Annotated in this window: 15 protein-coding genes; 4 read left to right on the forward strand and 11 right to left on the reverse strand. The window is 38.3% G+C overall.

Annotated features, from left to right (window positions below; all coding sequences use genetic code 11):
- Positions 1-128 precede the first annotated feature (128 nt).
- Entirely contained in the window at positions 129-653 is a 525-nt protein-coding gene (locus tag AWW67_RS02560) for an NADPH-dependent FMN reductase (protein WP_053224573.1), read from the reverse strand.
- Between the two features lie 161 nt (positions 654-814).
- Here AWW67_RS02560 and AWW67_RS02565 point away from each other — a divergent pair, with 161 nt between their 5' ends.
- Positions 815-1,633, forward strand: coding sequence for a purine-nucleoside phosphorylase (locus tag AWW67_RS02565; RefSeq protein ID WP_062300043.1), 819 nt, complete (start codon positions 815-817; stop codon positions 1,631-1,633).
- A 140-nt stretch (positions 1,634-1,773) separates the two neighbouring features.
- Here the strand turns inward: AWW67_RS02565 and AWW67_RS02570 are convergent, their stop codons facing one another.
- Positions 1,774-2,088, reverse strand: coding sequence for a YbjQ family protein (locus AWW67_RS02570; protein WP_053224575.1), 315 nt, complete (start codon positions 2,086-2,088; stop codon positions 1,774-1,776).
- 92 nt (positions 2,089-2,180) lie between these two features.
- On the opposite strand from AWW67_RS02570, the gene AWW67_RS02575 reads away from it, so the two are divergent.
- Genes AWW67_RS02575 through gldG form a run of 3 tightly spaced genes read left to right on the forward strand, consistent with a single transcriptional unit; the run spans position 2,181 to position 6,221 of the window.
- The gene (locus AWW67_RS02575) at positions 2,181-2,882 is read left to right on the forward strand and encodes an SDR family oxidoreductase (protein WP_062300044.1); all 702 of its coding nucleotides are present in this window, start codon (positions 2,181-2,183) and stop codon (positions 2,880-2,882) included.
- Between the two features lie 23 nt (positions 2,883-2,905).
- Complete coding sequence (gene gldA / locus AWW67_RS02580; protein ID WP_062300046.1) at positions 2,906-3,832, forward strand: gliding motility-associated ABC transporter ATP-binding subunit GldA; 927 nt, start codon at positions 2,906-2,908, stop codon at positions 3,830-3,832.
- Positions 3,816-6,221: a gliding motility-associated ABC transporter substrate-binding protein GldG gene (gldG, locus tag AWW67_RS02585; protein WP_062300048.1), complete on the forward strand. Its 2,406-nt coding sequence runs from the start codon at positions 3,816-3,818 to the stop codon at positions 6,219-6,221. The genes gldA and gldG overlap by 17 nt, the downstream gene beginning before the upstream one ends.
- A 42-nt stretch (positions 6,222-6,263) precedes the next feature.
- Here the strand turns inward: gldG and AWW67_RS02590 are convergent, their stop codons facing one another.
- The 9 genes from AWW67_RS02590 to AWW67_RS02630 all read right to left on the reverse strand — a co-directional run bounded on the left by AWW67_RS02590 (position 6,264) and on the right by AWW67_RS02630 (position 17,047).
- Entirely contained in the window at positions 6,264-6,581 is a 318-nt protein-coding gene (locus tag AWW67_RS02590; protein ID WP_062300050.1) for a rhodanese-like domain-containing protein, read from the reverse strand.
- Positions 6,582-6,651: 70 nt separating this feature from the next.
- Positions 6,652-7,227 (reverse strand): precorrin-2 dehydrogenase/sirohydrochlorin ferrochelatase family protein, encoded by a 576-nt coding sequence (locus AWW67_RS02595; protein ID WP_062300052.1) that lies wholly within the window; start codon positions 7,225-7,227, stop codon positions 6,652-6,654.
- Complete coding sequence (gene cobA / locus AWW67_RS02600) at positions 7,217-7,990, reverse strand: uroporphyrinogen-III C-methyltransferase (protein WP_062300053.1); 774 nt, start codon at positions 7,988-7,990, stop codon at positions 7,217-7,219. The genes AWW67_RS02595 and cobA overlap by 11 nt, the downstream gene beginning before the upstream one ends.
- Positions 7,990-10,134: a ferredoxin-like domain-containing protein gene (locus AWW67_RS02605; RefSeq protein WP_062300055.1), complete on the reverse strand. Its 2,145-nt coding sequence runs from the start codon at positions 10,132-10,134 to the stop codon at positions 7,990-7,992. The genes cobA and AWW67_RS02605 overlap by 1 nt, the downstream gene beginning before the upstream one ends.
- 165 nt (positions 10,135-10,299) lie before the next feature.
- Positions 10,300-10,710, reverse strand: coding sequence for a response regulator (locus AWW67_RS02610; protein WP_053224583.1), 411 nt, complete (start codon positions 10,708-10,710; stop codon positions 10,300-10,302).
- Positions 10,711-10,716: 6 nt separating this feature from the next.
- Complete coding sequence (locus AWW67_RS02615; protein ID WP_062300056.1) at positions 10,717-12,960, reverse strand: PAS domain-containing protein; 2,244 nt, start codon at positions 12,958-12,960, stop codon at positions 10,717-10,719.
- Positions 12,961-13,228: 268 nt separating this feature from the next.
- On the reverse strand, positions 13,229-14,533 hold the full coding sequence (locus tag AWW67_RS02620) for a dihydrolipoamide acetyltransferase family protein (protein ID WP_062300058.1): 1,305 nt from the start codon (positions 14,531-14,533) through the stop codon (positions 13,229-13,231).
- Between the two features lie 80 nt (positions 14,534-14,613).
- Positions 14,614-15,858 (reverse strand): competence/damage-inducible protein A, encoded by a 1,245-nt coding sequence (locus AWW67_RS02625; RefSeq protein WP_062300060.1) that lies wholly within the window; start codon positions 15,856-15,858, stop codon positions 14,614-14,616.
- Between the two features lie 7 nt (positions 15,859-15,865).
- Positions 15,866-17,047 (reverse strand): trans-sulfuration enzyme family protein, encoded by a 1,182-nt coding sequence (locus AWW67_RS02630; RefSeq protein ID WP_062300062.1) that lies wholly within the window; start codon positions 17,045-17,047, stop codon positions 15,866-15,868.
- Positions 17,048-17,196 lie beyond the last annotated feature (149 nt).

Consider the following 17,196-nt stretch of genomic DNA (forward strand, 5'->3'; position numbering starts at 1 on the left):
TTAATCTCTTGGGGTTTTTTTTATGTACAATCTTTCCTAAACGAAATGAGGGAAAGGTACTACTGTAGTTATTAATGAGTTTTTTAGCTAGGTTTTGCCGGCAGACTCCTTAAAAGAAAAGTTGCCAATCAGAATTTTATAAATTTATCAATCTGAGTATTGATAAGCTCGTTATACAGGGCGTTTGTAATTCGGCCATTGATAAAGTTACTTTCTATAGCGGCTAGTTTAGGTTTAAGCGCAAATACATGCATTCCTAAATAATTAAAAATATCTGTGAGGTGAGACATTGCAAAAACTCCGCCTTGTACGCCTGAGGAAATACCCACTAATGCAGCCTTTTTATCTCTAACTCCTTGAGGGTATTTTAATCCATCGATGAATGTTTTAAGTATACCAGGGAAAGAACCGTTGTATTCAGGGACGATAAAAATAAGTTTTTCAGCACTTTGAACTTTATCTCTCATCGTATTGAAAATAGCGTTATTTCCATTGTTTTCGTAAAGAGCCGTTCCCGTGAAATCATGGGGTAAGTCAACGAGATCAACAATTTCGGCAGAAATGCCTTTTTCTTGAATAATGGATTGATAGTAATTTGCGACTTGTCTACTAACTGAATTAATACGATTGGTTCCTACTACAATTGTGATCATGTTGTGATTTGATTTCAATTCGAAATTAAGGCCTTTGCCTGAAAGAGCATAGAACTATACGCTTTTATAGAAGTATGATTATGGAATTAAGTTTTGACTTTTAAAGTTCCTCCCAAAATGAAATCTTTTGCATCTTTGAAACTGAATTGAGAATTGATACTATGGACTATACCAAACGAGTTTTTGAAGCACTTAACTATATTCAATCCGAAAACGATTTTAAGCCTGAATTTGGTATTATACTGGGAACGGGTTTAGGGGCTTTAGTAGATAAGATTAGAATTGAGCACACAATTGAATATAAAGAAATACCTCACTTTCCTATCTCAACAGTAGAGAGTCATAGTGGTAGGCTGATTTTCGGAGAACTTTCAGGAAAGAGGGTTGTAGCTATGCAGGGGCGATTTCATTATTATGAAGGTTACGACATGAAACAGGTAACTTTTCCTGTCCGTGTATTAAAGCTTTTAGGTATTAAGAAACTTTTTGTTTCAAATGCTGCTGGTGGTGTGAATTTAAGCTTTCAGGTGGCTGATTTAATGATTATTGAAGACCATATTGATTTGACTAAGGAGAATCCGTTAACAGGTGCTAACCTTGATGAGTTTGGTGGACGCTTTCCAGATATGAGTGAGCCTTACGAGCGAAAAATGATTGATCAGGCTTTATCGATTGCGAAGGAAGAAGGGATAAGGTGTCATGAAGGCGTATACGCTGGTGTGAGCGGCCCTAATTTAGAAACAAAAGCTGAATATCGTTTTTTGAAAATCATTGGAGCAGATGCTGTTGGAATGTCTACTGTACCAGAAGTAATTGTAGCTCGACATATGAATCTTCCTGTGTTTGCTATTTCTGCTATAACTGATTTGTGTGACCCAGATCACTTGGAAGTGGCTGAACTTTCTAAAATATTGGCAGCGGCAGCAAAGGCCGAGAAGGGGATGACTATTCTATTACAGAAGTTGATTGCGCTACAGTAATTGTTAATTACTACGTTTTTCAAATTCTTCGCTACTGCGTTGATTGATTCGTCTTTTTATGCCAAAAGCTATTCTGACAGCGATTACAACCCAAATTGTGATCGCTGTCCATATAATTAAAGCGGCCATTTTTGAATGAATTACTTCAGCTTAACTGCTGTTCCATAGGCAAGTATTTCAGCTGTTCCTTGCATAATCATAGCGGTTGTAAATCGAACATTGATAATAGCATGCGCTCCTAGTTTTTCAGCGTCCTTCGTCATTCTAAAAATTGCCTCTTCTCTTGATTCAGCTTGTAGTTGGGTGTATTCATCTATTTCGCCCCCAACTAAATTTTTAAAGCCAGCGAAGATATCCCTACCTACATTTCTAGCCCTTACAGTACTACCTCTAGCTATACCTACGATCTCTATAATTTCTTTATTCGGAACAAAGTCTGTTGTTGATAGTATCATTTTCTTTTTTTTGAGAAGTTACTAAAAAATCGTTTTAAGATTAACATTGCTTTACAGTTCCATAATCAGTTTTAGCTTGTTAATTTCACACTATGGATATTCAAGGGAAAGTGGCCATTGTAACTGGCGTAAGTAAAGGAATTGGTTTGGAAACGGTGAAACAATTGTTGGAAGGTGGAGCCATTGTAGCGGGATGGGGAAGAACGGAACCGAAACTGGATGATCCTAATTTCCATTTTTTCAAGACAGATGTTTCTGATTGGGATAATGTTCAGGCTTCTTATAAAGCCACTTCTGATAAGCTTGGTAAGGCAAGTGTTTTGGTGAATAATGCTGGAATGGGTTATCAAGGGCTTATTCACGAAATGGATGTGGCCGAATGGAGAGAGATGTATGACATCAATGTTCATGGATTATTTTATTGCATTAAAGTAGCCGTACCTAGCATGATAGAATTGGGAGAAGGGCATATTGTTAATATTTCTTCCATTGCAGGAACAAGTGGAATTAAAACAATGTCAGGCTATGTAGGAACAAAACATGCGGTTCGAGGAATTTCACATTCTATTTTTCAAGAGCTAAGAGAACATGGAATAAAGGTAACGACAATTTACCCAGGTTCAACCAATACCAATTTCTTCGATAGTATTGAATTGGCAAATGCCAACGATAATATGATGCGTCCGCAAGATGTAGCAAACTCCATTGTTCAGTCTGTTCAAACTTTTGCAAATTACCATGTGGTGGATGTAGAAGTTCGTCCATTATGGCCAAAAGGAAAGCCCAATAAATAATATTAGGCCTCGTTAAGGATTCAATGTCGATACAGGTAAAGCAACTCACCAAAGTTTACGGACAACAAAAAGCTGTTGATGGAATCTCTTTTGAAGTAAACAAAGGAGATATTCTTGGTTTACTCGGACCTAATGGTGCGGGTAAATCGACCACAATGAAAATTGCGACAGGCTACCTGCCGCCTTCCGAAGGAGAGGTAATTGTGAAGGGGTTTGATATTGTGAAAGAGTCTAAAAAAGCGAGAGCCATTATTGGTTATTTGCCTGAGCATAATCCGCTGTATTTAGATATGTTCGTTCACGAGTATTTGGCTTTTATTGCTTCCCTTCATCAAATAAAAGGAGAGAAGAGGAAGCAGCGGATAGCTGAAATGATTCGGCTTTGTGGCTTAACACGTGAGCAGAATAAGAAGATAGGCTCGCTTTCAAAAGGGTATAGGCAAAGAGTAGGCTTGGCTCAGGCATTATTGCATGACCCTGAAGTGCTTATTCTCGATGAGCCCACCACTGGCTTAGACCCCAACCAGCTTGCTGAAATCAGAGGTTTAATTAAGCAAATCAGTAAAGATAAAACGGTAATTCTTTCGACTCATATTATGCAAGAAGTGAAAGCTTTGTGTAATAGAGTGGTGATTATAAATCAGGGTAGAATTGTGGCCAACGATTCGGTTGCTCATTTGATTTCGGGTGTAAAACAGGTTTTGTATGTTGAATTATCTAAACCAGTTGATCTTAAAGCTATTTCTGAAATTAAAGATTTTCAGTTTAAAGATTTAGGTGCAGGAAAATACCAGGTTACATCAAAGGTGAATAAAGATATTCGAGAGCGATTTTTTAAACTGGCTTCGGAAAGAAACTGGGTGATTTTAGAGATGCAACTTATTGAACAAGACCTAGAACAAATTTTCTATGACTTAACTAACCAACAGAGCAATGTGGGCGATTTATAGAAAAGAGGTTCAACAGTTTCTGAATTCGTTGATCGCTTATGTTGTGATCGGTGTTTTTCTTACTGGTATTGGGTTATTGATGTGGGTTTTTCCTGAAACCAGTGTAATCGACTACGGTTATGCTCAGCTTGATACGCTTTTTTCGCTAGGCCCTTTTGTTTACATGTTTCTTATTCCGGCCATTACCATGCGGATGTTGGCTGAAGAGAGAAAAGCAGGCACTTTAGAGTTGCTGCTTACCCGTCCATTGAGTGACTTTCAGATTATTTTAGGGAAGTACTTGGCTGCTTTTTCTTTGGTAATTTTCTCAGTGCTTCCTACGCTTGTTTATTATTATTCGGTTTATCAGCTCGGAAATCCAGTTGGGAATTTAGATACACCTGGAATTATTGGATCTTATATAGGCCTTATTTTATTGGGTGGTGTATTTACATCCATTGGGCTATTTGCATCCGCACTCAGCGAAAATCAAATTGTAGCTTTCATTCTGGCCGTATTCTTCTGCTTCTTTATGTTCACTGGCATAAGTGCATTGGCCGATATATTTACAGGTCAAACTGCCCTTTATATTGATGAAATGAGCCTTTCATTTCATTATGACGCCATGAGTCGCGGCCTGATTGACTCAAGAAATCTAGTGTATTTCTTCAGCACTATTACTGTTGTTTTGCTGCTTACCTCGCTAAAATTTGCTGCGCGAAGAATGTCATTTAAACCACACAGGGTAAAGGCAATTAGAATATTTGGATTGGGTTTGTTCATCGTTTTTGCGGTCAATGTAGTTGCTGCCAACTTCTTTTGGAGGTTTGATTTAACAGAAGAAAAACGATATACACTTCAAGAGCCAACAAAGGAATTATTGAGAAAATTGAATCAGCCTTTACATGTTGAAATTTTATTGGGAACCGATTTACCAACCGAATTTCAGCGTTTTCAAAAATCTATTGTGGAAACCGTAGAAGAGTTGGGTGTTTATAGCAACCAGCCAATTTACTATTCAATTAACGATCCTGGAGCTGCATCTACGGAAACGGAGCGGAATAAGAATTATCAGGCTTGGATGGACTCGGGGCTGTCGCCCACTAGAATATTTGATAATGATAATGGAACGGATGTTCAGAAGCTTATTTTTCCCTATGTGGTGCTTCGTTATGGAGATCGAACTTCCAGTGTTTTATTACTGAAAGGGAACCAAGGGGCGTCATTTGAAGCAAAACTTAACCAATCACTAGAAGGAATTGAATATGAACTAGCGACTGGAATTCAGCGGATTGCTGATATAGACAGAAAACGCATTGGGTTACTTCAGGGGCATGGAGAGCTTGATTCGTTGAATATTTATTGGTTTGCTCGGGATTTCTCTGAAGCATTTGATATAGTGCCTGTCGATTTGAGTGAGGCAAAGGAGTTGAAAAACTTCGATGTGATTATTATGGCAAAGCCTACCAAGGCTTTTTCTAGGGAAGATAAGTTTAAAATTGATCAGTATTTGATGCATGGGGGAAAGGCTATTTTTATGGTCGATGCTCTTGGAGTAGACATGCGTCAAGCGGGTGGAGTAGGTACTTTTGGCTTGCCTTACACGCTAGATCTGGATGATCTGTTTTTTCGTTATGGAATTAGGTTGAAAAATGATTTCATCTTGGATGTACAGAATTTCGGTCGATACCCAGTACGAATGGACGATTCTCAAACAATTACGAATTTACGCTGGCCGTTTTTCTTTGGTGCTTCGTGGTTTAGCGATCATCCGATTACTCGTAATTTAGATGCCGTTTACACACGTTTTACCAGTACGATTGACACAGTAGCCGCTCAAGGCATTAAGAAAACTCCGCTGATATTCACCTCGCAATATACTCGAATTCTGAATGCGCCAGCACCTGTTTCGTTTGAGGAAATCGCAGCGGAGAATGACCCAAGTCTTTACCAAGGAGGACAACACCCTATTGCTTATTTATTGGAAGGAGAATTTGAAAGCCTTTTCAAAAATAGAGTTTTGCCTAAAGAAGGAGTGAATACCAATAATTTTAAAGCCGATAGCCCCAATACAAAAATCATTGTAATTGGCGATGGCGATATTATCAGAAATGAAATGCAGCGAGGAGTACCGCTCGATTTAGGTTTTAACCCTTATGCTGAAGGTGAAGAAAAAAGAGTATTCGCCAACAAAGACTTTATGATGAATGCGCTGACCTATTTGATAGACGATGATGGGTTAATTCAGGCAAGAAATAAAGAGATTAAGCTACGGCCTTTAGATAGAATTCGAGCGCAAAAAGAGAAGTTGAAATGGCAGTTGATTAACCTTGTAGGGCCAATTGTTTTGTTAGTGCTCTTTGGAGTGATTCGCAATTTTATTCGCGTTAGAAAATATAGCCGATTTTAGGTTTTCAGAAGGTTGAATAAGTTTCAACCTTCTGAAAACAGTTTAGTATTTCGTTAAGTTATTGTCAATTTCATCGGCATAGGCCAGAATTCCACCTTTAAGGTTATAGAGATTTTCGAAACCATGGTTTTGCTCTAACCAGTTGATTACATCTCCACTTCGTTTTCCGCTTCGGCAATGAATCACCACTTTCTTATCGCGACTCACTTTATCTACGTTGTCTGGAATGGTGTTCATGGGAATTAATTCTCCACCAATTTCAGCTATTTCAAATTCATTTTGTTCTCTTACATCAATCAACTGAAAGTCTTCTCCTGATGCTTTTAGTTCTGCTAGTTCCTTTACGGTAATTTCTTTCATAACACTATTTAATATGGAATTGAAAATTAGTGAATTAACATTGAATATGAGGACTATGTTGCTAATCCTTTTATTTGTTTATCAGGTGTTCAGTCAATTTATTGAGCTCTTTTACTTTTTTACTGAAATCTCCTTTTATGTTATTTCGAATCATTTCCATATTGCTAATCAGGGTTTCAATTTCATCTGGAAGTAAATCATTAAAAAGCTCTCTTAATCGTTTGGCAATGGTTGGAGATTTTCCATTGGTTGAAATTCCAATTTTTAAATCGCCTTTGGTAACTATACTTCCCATATAGAAATCACATAATTCGGGGGTGTCGGCTACGTTTACCAAAATGCCTCTTTCTTTGGCTTCGGTATGTATAGTTTTGTTCAATGCTCGATTTTCAGTTGCAATAATAACCAACTGCATTTCGGTCAAATCTTCATTAAAAAACTCTCGTTCTATTAGCTTTACAGAAAGGTGATCTTTAGCTAATACTTTGATTTCATTCTTTATTTCTTTGGCTACCAAAGTGACTTTAGCGTTTGGGCTGCTTTTTAACAAGAAGCTTATTTTCTCTAGCCCAACATCGCCTCCGCCAACAATGAGTACATCGAAAGCATGTACTTTGAGAAAAACAGGGTAGAGTTCATTGACCATGAGCAAATACTTGTTGTTGAATAGAAGAGAGCTTTTGTTCTTGACGGAGGTTTACAGTCTCTCCAATAACGATTATGGCAGGTGCGCCAACTTCACTTTCTTTTGCTTTTTCTTGAATGTCATCAATCGTACCGACTACAATTTTTTCGTTTGGTAATGTGCCATTCTGAATAATTGCAATTGAAGTGTTTCCTTTTTTTACTTCTTGAAAAACTTGACAAATCTCAGTTAACTTTCTAGTGCCCATTAGAATTACTATTGTGGCCGATGATTGTGCCGCAATGGTAATATCTGGCGATAACTCGCCTGTGCTGGTAGTGCCAGTAGTTACCCAGTAACTTTGGTTTATACCTCTGGAAGTAAGGGGGATGTTCTGTAGTGCAGGTACGGCATGAGCACTGCTGATACCGGGAACCATAGCAGTAGAGATACCATGTTTTTGAGCATAAACAATTTCTTCATAGCCACGGCCAAAAATAAATGGATCTCCTCCCTTTAAGCGAACCACATGTCCTTTTTCTTGGGCAAAGTATACTATCAATTCATTGATGGCATTTTGAGTGTGGCTGTGTTTTCCTACACGTTTGCCCACGTAGATAAGTTCTGCTCGCTTGGTGGCATAGGTTAACAACTCCTTACTAACCAATGCATCGTAAAGAATGACATCGGCATCGGCAATGGCTTTAATTCCCTTTACACTGATTAAATCTGGATCGCCCGGGCCTGCGCCTACAAGGGTTAATTTTGGATGTATACTCTGCATTAGGCTTTATAGAAATCGGTGATTACGGTTTTGTCTACACCATTTGCATCAGCCAATTGCTGGCTTCTATAGGTGTTGGCTTTTATTAGAAAATGTTCTGCAGCATTGTAAAAGCTGTTGGCAAACTCTTTTGATGGTTCATTCTTGTTGATTTGGAGTACGAAATCTTCAAATGAAGGCTCAAATTGAAAAAGAGCTTTGTTTTGAAAGGTTTGATCGAAGCTCTGGAGAATGCCTATTTGTGTATTACAACTTACATCTTCACTAAGCAGTAGGGCCTTGGCCGCAATCACAAAGGCATTGTAACTATTGTAAATAGCATCGGCATAAATGCCTTCATCTAAGCCTTCTTTAGACCAATCCAGTCTTTCTTTAGCTTCTTCAATTACCGTTTGAATTACGTCTAATGTTACACTAGCGCATTCGCCCACACCAATTTCCGGACTAAAGCTTTCTGATTTCCCCCAGTCCACATAGTCTGAAGCCTCGAGTGCTTGTACATCCGTCAATGGCTTGAGCAAATGATAGAAATGCATTTTCCCTAAACGTTGATAGAAATCGTTAAAATATTCGCCTTCATTGGCTTTTTCTGCAAACTCATGAAGAATAATAGATAAGGCCAAGGGGATTTTCTTAGTAGGTACTTTTATTATTTTTTCTGCAATAAAGCCTTCCCCGTTAGGGGAAATACCACCACCAATAACCACTTGCATAGCAGGAATAACAAGCGCACCATTTTTTATTGAACTTCCGTGGAAGCCAATGTTTGCTGCCATATGCTGACCACAGGCATTCATACAACCACTGATTTTGATTTTGATAAAGGATTCATCAATCAAATGTTTGAACTCATTGTTGAGCATGTGTTCGAGGGTTGTAGACAGGGCGGTGCTATTGGTAACAGCTAAATTACAAGTGTCGGAACCGGGGCAAGAAGTAATGTCGTGTGTGGAATTGAATCCAGGTTTTGCTAGGCCGAGTTCAGTTAATTTTTGAAAGAAGAATGGTAGTAATTCTTTCCGAACATACTTAATAAGCAAACCTTGGTTTACAGTAACTCTAATGTCGTCTGCCGTATATTTTTGAACCAGCTTGGCCAATAGTTTGACGGTAGAAGAATGAATGTCTCCTAAAGAAACTCGTACCCAGATACCAAAGTAGTCTGATTGTTTTTGTGGAAATGCATTGGTGCGTTGCCAGTCTTCAAACTGTTGCCAGTTTTCTAAAGTTACCGGTGGAATCGAAGGGTTTTCAGGGAGAGTGATTTTTTCATAATCGTTATTCACCTCAAATGACTTTACCTTTAATGCTTTTTGCTCTTCGGCCACAAGCTTTAACAACTGATCAAAACCAATTTTCTTTACCAAAAACTTCATTCTGGCTTTGTTTCGATTGGTACGCTCGCCATACCGATCGAATACTCTAATTACAGCTTCTGTAAACGGGATGAACTGATCGGCTGGTAAGAATTCATGTGCAGTTTGAGCAATCATAGATACGGCTCCTAATCCACCTCCAAGCACTACTTTAAAGCCTTTGATACTTTGACCGTTTTCTTCCTTCAGTTTAGGTATGAACCCTATATCATGAAAATAAGTATAAGCAGAGTCTTTGTCATCTGATGCAAAGGCAATTTTGAATTTCCTTCCCATATCTTGGCAAATGGGGTTTCTAAGGAAATAATGGGTTAACTCATGGGCATATGCCGTAACATCAAACGGTTCGTTTGGATTGATGCCTGCGTCTGGCGATGCAGTTACATTTCTAACTGTGTTACCGCAAGCACCACGCAATGTAATTTGCTCTTCTTCTAATTCAGCCCATAGGGCAGGAGAATCCTGCATTTTAACAAAGTGCAGTTGAATATCCTGACGCGTGGTTAAGTGTAAATTACCCGTTGCGTATTTATCAGATACCTCAGCAATCTTAACCAGTTGATTTGAGGTTACTTTTCCATATGGAAGTTTAATGCGCACCATTTGAACACCAGGTTGGCGTTGGCCATAAACGCCTCGCGTTAAACGAAAGAGTTTGAATTTGTCTTCTTCAATTTTGCCTTGTTGAAACCTTTCAATCTTTGCTTTGAGCTCAAGGATGTCTCTTTTGGCGGCTTTGCTTACTTGTGTAGAAATGTTCAGATCCATACTTTGAGTTTTAGTGATTTGATTTCTGGTGCAAAGAAAAAGAAAGAATATAAAATCTACCAAATTAGTAGGGTAATAATTTTCAAAAGATTTTAATAGAAGAAGGAGGGTTTAGGTTTTGAGATAAGAAAACGGTGTGCGAAGCTATTGATTAGCTAGTTTGAGTTACTTACTAAAGTATTTCTCACGAATCTCTTCTAAGTACTCAGTGGTGAGTGGCTTGCTGGTGAATTCGCTTACTTCGTTTATTTCGTTCGCTTTTTTAATATATTCTGGATTTTTAGAAGTAGACAGCATAACCACTATGATTCTTTCGTTTTCAGGTTTGTCCAGCTTTGCATAAGCTTCTAAAAACTCCCACCCATCCATTCTAGGCATGTTAATATCAAGAAAAATCAAATCTGGCGATGGGTTTTCTCCTTTCAAACTTAATTGAAGGTATTCTAAAGCCTCTTGTCCTCCGGTAACCGATACTATTTCTTCTGCAAATTCAGATCTTTCTATCACGATTTTATGATAGAAATTATCAGCCTCGTTGTCGTCAACTAATAATACGCAGGGGATTTTCTTTTTCATAATTAATTAATTTGGAATAGAAAAATAGAATGTACTACCTTGATTGGGTTGAGAATCGACCCATATTTTGCCACCATGTAATTCTGCAATTTTCCGACACCGGGCTAATCCAATCCCTGTTCCTTCATAAGTGTCATGATTATGAAGCCGTTGAAAAATCACAAATATCTTCTCTTTATATTTTTCATCAATGCCAATTCCATTATCCTTTATAGCAAAAGTATATTGATTAGTTTCTTTCTCTACAGAAATATCAATTTCGGGAGTGGTATCGGGCTTGCAGTATTTAATGGAGTTAGATATTAGGTTTTGAAAAAGAGATCGTAACTCGTGTCCATAACCTTTAACTTGTACTAGTTTGTTAATTTTAAGTTTGACTTTCTTTTTTTCCAGCTGGGCAGATAAATCAACCTTAACTTGATCCAATATATGATTACAGTCAATAAGTGTTGGTTCCTTTTCGTATTTCCCAATGCTTGTATACTCTAATAATGCATGCAGCAAGTCTTGCATTCGCTCTACCGAACGCGTGATATAGCTTAGGTATAGATTTGAATTTGCATCTAATTTATCTTGGTATTTCCAATTGAGCAGTTCAACATAGTTTGCCACAGTTCGAAGAGGTTCTTGTAAATCGTGTGATGCGATGTATGCAAACTGATTCAACTCTTTATTTTTCTGTTCTAATAACTGAAGGTGGTGTTGGATGGATAATTCAGTTTTTTTACGTTCGGTAATGTCTTGGAATGTACCCGTTACTTTTGTGGTTTTTCCGTTTTTTGTAATAGGCCTACCAATTGCACGAACCCATAATTGTTTACCTGTTGCTGTTATAAATTTAACTTCTAGATCAAATGGCTCTTTTAGGTCAATGGCCTTTTGAACAGCTTTTTCAATTTTAGACCGATCATCAGGATGATAATATTTAATTCCTTCTGCTAAGTTTGGTTGTTGACCGGGGTCTAGTTCATAAATAAAATATGTTTCATCTGTCCAATCAATTTGCAATGTGTTAACGTCTAATTCCCAACCGCCAATCTTTGCTGTTTCACTCATGTTGGCTAATAATGCCTCATTTTTTCTGAGGCCTTCTTCGGCCATCCTTTGTTTGGTAATGTCATAAACAATGCCTTCGCGAAACATTACTTTTCCAGCAGTATTGCGTCTTATGTAGGTGGTATCAAGCACCCATTTTGTTTCCCCATTTTTTGTAATAAGCCTATAAGGCTCATGATGATACATGTTATTTATGTTACTTGAATTGGCTTGTAATACCTCAAAACTGACACGTTCTCGATCTTCTGGATGTATGATGTCATCATAACTAATCCGTTTGTTTAAAAAATCCTCAGTTGAGTATCCGGTAAGTTCCAAAACATTATTTGACACAAAATCGACAGGAAGGTCTTGAATGTTTTTCCATCTAAAAACAACTGCTGGACTGCGGTTGATTATGTTATAGGCATATCTAAGGGCAGCTTGCGCTTCTTTCCTCTCTGTTATGTCTTGCATTGTGCCAATCGACCCAATAAAGTTGTTGTCCTTATCATACTTTGCTTCTGCTGTTAATTCAAGGTGTAGCCACTTTCCGCTAGAATGTTTTGCTCTAAACTCAAATTGAGTTTTTGTTTCATTAGAAAGAGACTCCACTAATTTATCAAATGAAGGTTGATCATTCGGATGTAACAAGCTATAAAAGCTATCTCTTTGGGGTTTGAAGTTGTTAGGACTTAACCCAAATAATGCAAACAACTCGTTTGACCACCATATCTCATTCATACTAGTGTCGAAACTTCCGATCTTGGCAATTTTTTGGGCTTGATTAAGGTTGAACTCAGTGTCTTTTTGTGAGTTTCTGTTTAGAGAATTGAGTGTTTTTAACTTGCTTTCTGTGATGTCGATCTGAACAATAGTGTAATGTTCAATTTTTCCTTGATTGTTTTTAGTAGGAACAATAGAGGCTTGTGTCCAAAAATAGGTTCCGTTTTTTTTTCTGTTTTTCAGTTCTCCTTTCCATGCGTGGTGAGAAGAGATTTGACTTTCGATGGTTGAAATGAGGTTGTGATTTTCACCCAATAATTCTTTTCTACTGTAATCAGAGATGTTACAGAAGTTGTCGTTTACAAAAGTGAAGTTGCCTTTCGTATCAACAACAGATATAATGGAAGCCTGGTTTAACGCCTCGAGAAGTGTGTTTTGCCCTTTACTAGTATTCGCTAGTTCATGTATGTCTTCGGATTTTAAATTCACTTTTTATAAATTCTTACCTCATTTTGTTATGAATTATTTTAAGATAACTGCTTTTGCTTAATTGTTTAAGCATATGATAAGATACTTAATTATATACTAAATGCCATATTTGGTTTACTTTATATAGAAATTAAAATAGCGAAATTTTCTGATCTATTGGTAAATGTATGAGCTGTGAAACTATGTGAAATTGATTTTTCAGCTTAAAGGGCAATAAAAAAACCTCAACCATTTCTGATTGAGGTTTTAGGGTTGATTTTCTAGAATATTATAGGGTTTGTTTTAGATCAAATTTCTCTAAATAATCAGCTACTCTTCTTACCACCATTCCACCTAAAGAACCATCTACAACTCTGTGGTCGTAAGAATGTGAAAGGAACATTTTATGACGAATCGCGATTGCATCGCCCGAAGGTGTTTCAATTACTGCTGGTTTTTTAACCACTGCACCTAAAGCCATAATTGCTACTTGAGGTTGCATGATAATTGGAGTTCCCATTACGTTACCGAATGAACCCACGTTTGAAACGGTAAAAGTACCGCCTTGCAAATCATCTGGTGTCAATTTGTTTTCACGTGCTTTTTTAGCCAAGGCATTTACCTTTTTAGTAAGCCCAGTTAAGTTGTATTGGTCGGCTCGGTGAATTACAGGAACGATAAGGTTACCACTAGGTAAGGCTACAGCTAAACCAATATTGATGTCTTTTTTCTTAATGATTCTAGTGCCGTCTACCTGAATATTGATCATTGGGTAGTCTTTTATGGCTTTTACAATGGCCTCAATAAAGATTGGAGTGAAGGTAATTGGCTCACCTTCTCTTTCCATAAAGCCATTTTTCACCTTGTTTCTCCAAGCAACTACATTCGATACATCTGCCTCAACAAAAGAAGTAACGTGAGGAGAAATGCGTTTAGAATCTACCATTCGCTCGGCAATCATCTTACGCATTCTGTCCATTTCTATGATTTCATCTTCACCTGAAATCGAAACTGGCATTTGCTTTGGAGCCGACTGCACTGGCGCAGACGGTGTTGTTTGCGTTTGAGTTGGAGCTGCTGCTACACCACCTTGTGGCCTGTTTTTAACGTAGGCCAAAATATCTTTTTTAGTTACTCGGTCTTCTCTGCCAGTACCTGGAACTCTTTCCAATTCACTCATAGAAATGCCTTCTTCACGGGCAATGTTCATTACCAAAGGTGAATAAAACCTATCACCAGCGGGTTTATCTAATACAACCGCTTGATTGTTGGATGTGACTTCTGCAGGTTTTTCACTTGCTGTAGTAACTTTAGGGGCTGCAGCAGCTGGTGTAGTATCACCACCAGCAGATGCTTCTGTTTCTATTCGGGCAATTGGAGCTCCGACAGCAACTACATCGCCTTCTTTTACTAATATTTCTTTTAAAACACCTGCGTGAATGGCAGGGACTTCAGTGTCAACCTTGTCTGTGGCTACCTCCAATACAGACTCATCGGCTTCAATTGTGTCGCCCTCCTGTTTTAGCCAAGTCAAGACCGTGCCTTCCATTATACTCTCGCCCATTTTAGGCATCACCATTTCTACAAGTGCCATATTCTTATGTTCTTAGAGATTAAAAACGTTCGCATTAAAAATACAAAAATAGCATTAAACCAAATATTATCAATGTTCTATTAATTTAAACTTTTTCTAACCAAATTTAATACTGTTATTTCTGTTAATTCAATATTTAATATCCTATTCTGTGTTAATTGAAGTCGTTTGGTTATGGTTTGTTTGCCATCTGCAAAGGCAATCCATACCGTTCCTACTGGTTTTTCTTCAGAACCACCGCCTGGTCCGGCAATTCCACTGCTAGCTACACCAATGTCTGAGTTAAATTTTTCTCTAACCCTCTCGGCCATTTCTTTAACACATTCTTCGCTTACCGCACCATGTTTTTCAAGTGTGGAAGCCTTCACACCTAACACATCAATCTTAAATTGGTTGTGGTAAGGTACAATTCCGCCCTGAAAGTAAGTAGATGATCCGGGAATTTGAGTGATTTTATGTTGAATAAATCCACCCGAACAACTTTCTGCTAGCGCAATTGTTTTCTTTTGGGCCAGAAGAAGTTGGCCTACGGCTTCTTCTAAGCTTGTTTCGTCATAGCCGTAGATGTATTTACCGCCTAGAGGAATAAATGCTTCAATCAGTTGTTGTACATCTTTTTCCAGTTGGCTGCGGTCGTCACCAAAGGCAGTTAGCCTTAATTTTACATGACCAACACTCGGAAGATAGGCCAAGCGAATATGATGGGGGAGGGCTTTTTCCCAATCTTTTATTTTATCTGCTAAAAAGGATTCACCGATTCCTACCGTTCTAATTACCTTATGGTAAATTACTGGGGTTTGAAAGAAAGTACGAACCTTCGGAATAATGAATTCCTTCATTACATTTTTCATCTCATGAGGCACCCCGGGCATGGAAACAAATATTTTACCGTTCCGCTCATACCATGTGCAAGGTGCAGTGCCCAAAGAGTTATGGATCACCTCGGCAATTTCAGGAACTAGCGCCTGCCTTCTATTCATCTCTGTAAAATCCCTTCCTCGTTTTTCGAAGAAGTCTTTCACGTGTGCCAAAACACTAGCGTTTTCTACAATTTTGCAACCAAAATATTTGGCCAGACTGGGCATAGTAAGGTCGTCATTAGTTGGGCCTAAACCGCCTGTAATTAACACCAAATCTGCTCGGCTTTCGGCTTCTGTAAATGCATGCAGAATATCTGGTTCATTGTCGCCAACCGTAGTTTTTCTCACTACTCTAATTCCAAGCAGATCGAGTTCAGCACTCATCCATTGGGCGTTAGTGTCTAAAATTTGACCAAAGAGAATTTCATCTCCAATGGTCAGGATTTCCGCAGTTACGTTTTTCATATGGAAATTATTGGGCGGCTTTTAAGGCTTGCTCAATGTCGGTTATAATATCTGTAATATGCTCTAAACCTACTGAAACCCTAATCAGTTCCGGAGTTATTCCCACTTTTATTCTCTCTTCTTCCGAGAGCTTTGCGTGTGTGGTAGAAGAAGGGTGAGTTACAATGGTTCGGCTGTCGCCTAAATTCGCAGTAAGGGAACAGATTTTAATGTTGTTCAAAAATGTTCTTCCGCTTTCTAGGCCTCCTTTAATGCCAAATGCTACCATTGCTCCACCAGCCTTCATTTGCTTTTTAGCCACTTCATACATAGGGTGTGATTTTAGAAAGGGATATTTAACCCATTCTACAAATTCTGAATTTTCGAGAAATTCAGCCAGCTTGAGTGCATTTTCAGAATGGCGATCCATGCGTACAGCCAAGGTTTCTAAGCTTTTAGAAATTACCCAAGCATTAAAGGCAGAAAGGGCAGGGCCAGTACTTCTACTAAAGGCATAGATTTCATCAATCAATTCTTTTTTACCAACCGTAATTCCACCCATTACACGGCCTTGTCCATCCATGAATTTGGTGGCCGAATGAATTACTAAGTCGGCACCATATTGAATGGGCTGTTGTAGGTAAGGAGTAGCAAAGCAATTGTCGACCACTAAAATGAGATTGTGCTTTTTTGCAAAATGCCCCAACCATTCCAAATCAATAATATCTACAGCTGGGTTTGTTGGGGTTTCTACATATAAAATTTTGCTATTGGGTTGAACCGCATTGTCCCAATCGCTGGTATTGTCAATGTCCACATAAGTGGTGTCGATATTCCATTTGGGTAATATTTTACCGAAAACAGTATGGGTTGAACCAAAAATGGATCGACAAGAAATAATATGGTCGCCCGAAGAAAGTAAGGCAGCGAATGTAGAGAAAATGGCAGCCATTCCTGAAGCAAAAGCGTAACCAGCTTCTGCCTTTTCCATTTTGCAGACCTTGTCTACTAGTTCTTGTAGGTTTGGGTTGCTGAAGCGACTGTAGATGTTCTTATCATTTTCACCAGCAAAAGCCGCACGCATTTCTTCAGCGTCTTCATAAGTGAAGCTAGAAGTAAGGTACATAGGAGTAGAATGCTCCTGCGCATGTGTGCCTTCAATCTGAGTGCGAATGGCCTCGGTTTCGAAATGTTTTTGCTTCTCTTTCATTCAAATTATTTCTTGCCCAAATATACATTCCGAAACAGCTAGAGAAAAAGGATTCCTATCATTCTTGAACAAGTATACTAATAGGGTAAGCCATCTGACTTTGGAAATCTGTAAATTCGTGAACTTTACGGCAGAATTTAATCAATCTG

Origin of the sequence: Roseivirga seohaensis (assembly GCF_001592945.1) — a bacterium.
Taxonomy (GTDB): domain Bacteria; phylum Bacteroidota; class Bacteroidia; order Cytophagales; family Cyclobacteriaceae; genus Roseivirga; species Roseivirga seohaensis.

Excerpts from the sequence above, each read along its gene's own strand:
- AWW67_RS02560 (WP_053224573.1), bottom strand. The coding sequence starts at position 653 with ATGATCACAATTGTAGTAGGAACCAATCGTATTAATTCAGTTAGTAGA.
- AWW67_RS02565 (WP_062300043.1), top strand. The coding sequence starts at position 815 with ATGGACTATACCAAACGAGTTTTTGAAGCACTTAACTATATTCAATCC.
- AWW67_RS02570 (WP_053224575.1), bottom strand. The coding sequence starts at position 2,088 with ATGATACTATCAACAACAGACTTTGTTCCGAATAAAGAAATTATAGAG.
- AWW67_RS02575 (WP_062300044.1), top strand. The coding sequence starts at position 2,181 with ATGGATATTCAAGGGAAAGTGGCCATTGTAACTGGCGTAAGTAAAGGA.
- gldA (WP_062300046.1), top strand. The coding sequence starts at position 2,906 with ATGTCGATACAGGTAAAGCAACTCACCAAAGTTTACGGACAACAAAAA.
- gldG (WP_062300048.1), top strand. The coding sequence starts at position 3,816 with ATGTGGGCGATTTATAGAAAAGAGGTTCAACAGTTTCTGAATTCGTTG.
- AWW67_RS02590 (WP_062300050.1), bottom strand. The coding sequence starts at position 6,581 with ATGAAAGAAATTACCGTAAAGGAACTAGCAGAACTAAAAGCATCAGGA.
- AWW67_RS02595 (WP_062300052.1), bottom strand. The coding sequence starts at position 7,227 with ATGGTCAATGAACTCTACCCTGTTTTTCTCAAAGTACATGCTTTCGAT.
- cobA (WP_062300053.1), bottom strand. The coding sequence starts at position 7,990 with ATGCAGAGTATACATCCAAAATTAACCCTTGTAGGCGCAGGCCCGGGC.
- AWW67_RS02605 (WP_062300055.1), bottom strand. The coding sequence starts at position 10,134 with ATGGATCTGAACATTTCTACACAAGTAAGCAAAGCCGCCAAAAGAGAC.
- AWW67_RS02610 (WP_053224583.1), bottom strand. The coding sequence starts at position 10,710 with ATGAAAAAGAAAATCCCCTGCGTATTATTAGTTGACGACAACGAGGCT.
- AWW67_RS02620 (WP_062300058.1), bottom strand. The coding sequence starts at position 14,533 with ATGGCACTTGTAGAAATGGTGATGCCTAAAATGGGCGAGAGTATAATG.
- AWW67_RS02625 (WP_062300060.1), bottom strand. The coding sequence starts at position 15,858 with ATGAAAAACGTAACTGCGGAAATCCTGACCATTGGAGATGAAATTCTC.
- AWW67_RS02630 (WP_062300062.1), bottom strand. The coding sequence starts at position 17,047 with ATGAAAGAGAAGCAAAAACATTTCGAAACCGAGGCCATTCGCACTCAG.